This is a genomic window from Gelidibacter sp., assembly GCF_035577925.1.
GTDB lineage: Bacteria > Bacteroidota > Bacteroidia > Flavobacteriales > Flavobacteriaceae > Gelidibacter.
On the sequence record NZ_DATJCY010000086.1, the window covers coordinates 1 to 4,263 of the forward strand.

At 34.0% G+C, this 4,263-nt stretch carries 3 protein-coding genes; 2 read left to right on the top strand and 1 reads right to left on the bottom strand.

Features of this window, described 5'->3' with window-relative positions; all coding sequences use genetic code 11:
• On the bottom strand, nucleotides 1–347 hold a 347-nt coding region (locus tag VNJ50_RS03105; protein ID WP_325578955.1), incomplete at its 3' end, for a M15 family metallopeptidase.
• A 500-nt stretch (nucleotides 348–847) separates the two neighbouring features.
• Between VNJ50_RS03105 and VNJ50_RS03110 the strand changes: the two genes are divergently transcribed.
• Together VNJ50_RS03110 and VNJ50_RS03115 are read left to right on the top strand one after the other, a co-directional pair.
• Nucleotides 848–1,768: an alpha/beta hydrolase family protein gene (locus tag VNJ50_RS03110; protein ID WP_325578957.1), complete on the top strand. Its 921-nt coding sequence runs from the start codon at nucleotides 848–850 to the stop codon at nucleotides 1,766–1,768.
• Nucleotides 1,769–2,848: 1,080 nt separating this feature from the next.
• Nucleotides 2,849–4,063, top strand: a complete 1,215-nt coding sequence (locus VNJ50_RS03115; protein WP_325578959.1) for a DUF819 domain-containing protein — start codon at nucleotides 2,849–2,851, stop codon at nucleotides 4,061–4,063.
• Nucleotides 4,064–4,263: the final 200 nt, after the last annotated feature.

The window sequence follows — 4,263 nt, forward strand, 5'->3', positions numbered from 1 at the left end:
TGAAGCGTATCTGCCAAATCTTTGGCCCATCTTACAAAATGGTTTACAGCACGTTGCGGCCTATAACCGTCATAAACTCTCAAACAAAGATTTTGATCGCGCAGTTCTTGTTGTACTTTTTTTAAAGCTTCCGCTGCTTCTTTGGCAAGAATCAACCGGTTGGCTTTATAACCATCAATCGGCATTCCGATAAAATTATGATCTGTAAAATATCGCAATTCCACATCCAAATCAGGAATTTCATCTTTGGCATAAACAAATCCTTCAGGTAATTGGGAAGTTGGTGTTTTGGTGAATGCAAATCCTAAAATAATCAGCACAAAAAGTAAGATTCTGTTTTTCTTCATAGTGGTGCTAATTTAGATAAAAAATAGTCCATCAAGGTATTTTCAACTTAAAAAGGCAACTTCACCTTTTCAATGAAAAATGAATTGTCATTAGATTTGAATCAAAAATAAAAAAAGAATTTCATTTCAGAAACCTTATAAAAAGAAAGAACCGAGGTCCCTCAACCTCGGTTCTCCTAATTTGCGTTTAATATATTGCGTAGATTTAGGGTCACTAAGTCAACAACATATGCAAATATTAATTAATTAATCCATTGAACTAAAACCAAAGTTTCAGTACACTTCAAAGGTATAACTATTATTCATATTATCAGTTTAAATACATATTTATTCGATGAAATGAATAAAATTTTAACATCTAACGATTAAAAGCTGTATTTTATCGATGAAATACAGCCGTAGACAATCTCAGTTCCCTTCTTTTTTTATCAGTTTTGCGCTATTTTTGCGTTATCAATTCAATTAGTCCATGTATCTTCGTCTAAGATAAAAACCATGTTATGAAAAACTTAATTATTCTTTTTAGTCTGATCAGTTCCTTGTCATTTAGTCAAGAACAAAACTATACGCAAACCGATGTTAGGATTTCAAACTGGATTGATGGCAGTCTTGTCGTCCCCAATTCCGGTTCCGACCAACTGGCCATTATTATTGCAGGTTCAGGACCAACCGATAGAGATGGCAATCAGAATTTCCTAAAATCAAATAACTTAAAAAAACTGGCCATTGCACTTGCCGATAATAATATAGCTTCATTTAGATATGACAAACGAATCGTAAAGCAAATCAAAACCAATACGATTGATCCCAACATTAGGTTTGATGATTTTGTAACGGATGCTATGGACGTGGTGAAGTATTTTAAATCAAAAAACGAATTCAAAAAAATATATATTATTGGACACAGTCAAGGTAGTTTAATTGGCATGTTGGCCGCCAAAACAGATGTTGATGGCATGATTTCGTTGGCTGGCGCAGGTCAATCTATTGATAATGTCATTATTGAACAAGTTGAAAAAACAGCTCCAATGTTTACCACAGACACAAAAAGGGTTTTTGACACCTTAAGATCTGGAAAAACCACAACCAATTACCCTCCGGCGCTGGCATCAGTATTTGATATTAGTATTCAGGAATTTATGATGAGCTGGATGAAATATGATCCTGCACAGGTTATTAACGAATTAAACATTCCAATCCTTCTTATTAATGGTACTAAAGATTTGCAGGTAGAGCCCGATGAAGCAGAATTGCTTCATGCTGCCAATAAGAACTCAGAACTTAAATTAATTGACAAAATGAATCATGTTTTGTTCATCATTGAAGGCGATGCGCAAGAAAATGCTAAATCTTATAATAACCCTAGTTTGAAAATTTCAGAAGAACTGATAAAATCTATAGTTGACTTCATCAAACAATAATCTGCCACGATTATTGAATTCATATTGTTTATTTAATAGTAAATAAAAAAGGCATCTCAATTAAGAGCTGCCTTTTTACTAACTAACCAACCAAAATGTAATATTAACGTCTCTAAAGGTTAACTACTCCTTTTTTCTAATGTAGAGCATAATTATTTACGATTTGATACATTTCAAATTCCATGCCAAAATTGATTTTAATAAGAAAATCATCGGTATTATTAAATTTTTTAATAATCTTTTTGAATGACTAAATAAGGATAACTACACGAGGTACTAATTTGACAGAATTCACAAATTATATTTTACTATATTAATAATAAAGACCTTATCTTATTTTATGGTGACAAAATAACATTGTTTTGTCAGTCTTGTCATGCTATACATTATTATAAGCTCAACTATATAATTTTAAAGCGACAATTTTAAACCTTGTTTGTTTTTGAATTAGAAGGTTCATACCTTAAATTTTAAGAATTCACGCAAAACATTCACGATCTAAATAATCCAATATCATCTTTAATAAAAAATGTTGCTTTTTTCAATCCAATAATTGTAGTATTTTGCAGATCTAATTAACAACTCATGACACAAATTCGTAAGATTTTACTACTTTTTAGCCTATTTATCATCTCAAGCTTCACAGCAAACGCCCAAACCTTAATCATTGATAAAGCAAGCGACAGTTATTCTGAAAACTTTGATATTCCAATTACGATAGACTCAATAAGTTTCAATAATTTCCAACTTAAGCTTTCCACCAATGATCCTTCTGTAGTTATCAATCAGGTTATTCTAAATAAAAAATTCGCTCAAGGCGCGCTCCAATTTGATTCCAATGGCAATAATTATAGGATTTCCTATATAGCCAAATCGCCAATTACTATTTCAAAAGCTGAAAAACTATTTGACTTGAGATTGAATACAACCAATCGTTTTTCGGAAGCAAGTTTAGTATCAATCGATGAAATTAATTTTTACGATCATACACAGATTCAAACTGTAACCCAAAGAACCAGACCCTCTACCGTCAACCAATTTGTTTTTTTTAAAGATGATACGGTTGTTTTCGGGATCTTAATGTTGGCTTTAGGCTTTGTCTTTTATACGGAATCTAAAAAAGAAGGCTTCTGGCCAAAATTTTACAAATTCATTCCTGGACTCTTAATGTGCTATATGATTCCGGCAATTTTTAACTCTCTAGGTTTAATTTCTGCTGATGTTTCAAAAACATATCACATTGCGAGTCGTTATCTTTTGCCAGCATCGTTAGTTTTATTGACTATAAGTATCGATCTGAAAGCTGTTTTTAATTTGGGCTGGAAAGCCTTGGTCATGTTCTTTACCGGAACTATCGGAATCATTATTGGTGGGCCGATTGCCATTCTTATCGTTTCGATATTCTCACCAGAATCTGTTGGCGGTGCTGGTTTTGACGCCGTATGGCGAGGTTTGTCAACTTTAGCTGGAAGTTGGATTGGTGGCGGTGCCAATCAAGCTGCCATGTTGGAAATTTATGGATACAACCAGGAATTGTATGGAGGAATGGTATTGGTTGATATTGTAGTGGCCAACATCTGGATGGCAGTCTTGCTTTTAGGAATTGGAAAACGAAAAAAAATAGATGAATGGTTAAAAGCAGATAACACAGCCATCAATGAGCTTCAACAAAAAGTGCAGAATTTCAGTGAAAAAATCATTCGAATTCCAAGTTTGGGAGATTTAATGATCATTTTGGCATTAGCTTTTGTGGCTGTAGGTATTGCCCATTATAGCGCCGAGCTTATCTCGAGTTTCTTGACCAACACTTTTGAATCTGTAAGCGATTCTCGAAGTGCACTTTTCTCTTTTGGAAGTCAGTTTTTTTGGCTAATTTCAATAGCGACACTCATAGGCGTGTTATTATCTTTTACAAAAGCAAAAAACTTTGAAGGTGCTGGTGCCAGTAAAGTGGGCAGTGTATTTATCTATATTTTAGTAGCAACGATCGGAATGAAAATGGATCTTGGTAAAATATTTGAAAATCCTGGACTTATTTTTATTGGTTTGGTATGGATGACCATTCATGCTATACTTCTAATTATTATTGCCAAGCTCATCAAGGCACCGTATTTCTTTTTGGCCGTCGGCAGTCAGGCAAACGTAGGTGGCGCTGCTTCAGCACCAGTGGTTGCTGCGGCATTTCATCCGTCATTGGCATCCGTTGGTGCACTGTTGGCAATCTTTGGTTACGTCATCGGAACCTATGGTGCGATTTTAAGTGCAGAGCTCATGAGAATTGTTTCTGCAGGTTAGTTTATAATGGATTTTTATAAGATATTTACCCACCAAAAATTTAAAAATTCCAATGAGAAAAATTGCAGTCATCATCAGTTTACTAATGGTTGCGTCTTGTGCCAAGGACCGATCAAATTTTACACTTAAAGGCAACGTTAAAGATTTAAAAAAAGGAACCGTTTATCTTCAAAAAATAGAAGACACCTTACTCGTATCTA

What these genes read in the sequence shown, in the direction of transcription:
- VNJ50_RS03110 (WP_325578957.1), top strand. Translation starts at nt 848, where the DNA reads ATGAAAAACTTAATTATTCTTTTTAGTCTGATCAGTTCCTTGTCATTT.
- VNJ50_RS03115 (WP_325578959.1), top strand. Translation starts at nt 2,849, where the DNA reads ATGTTGGCTTTAGGCTTTGTCTTTTATACGGAATCTAAAAAAGAAGGC.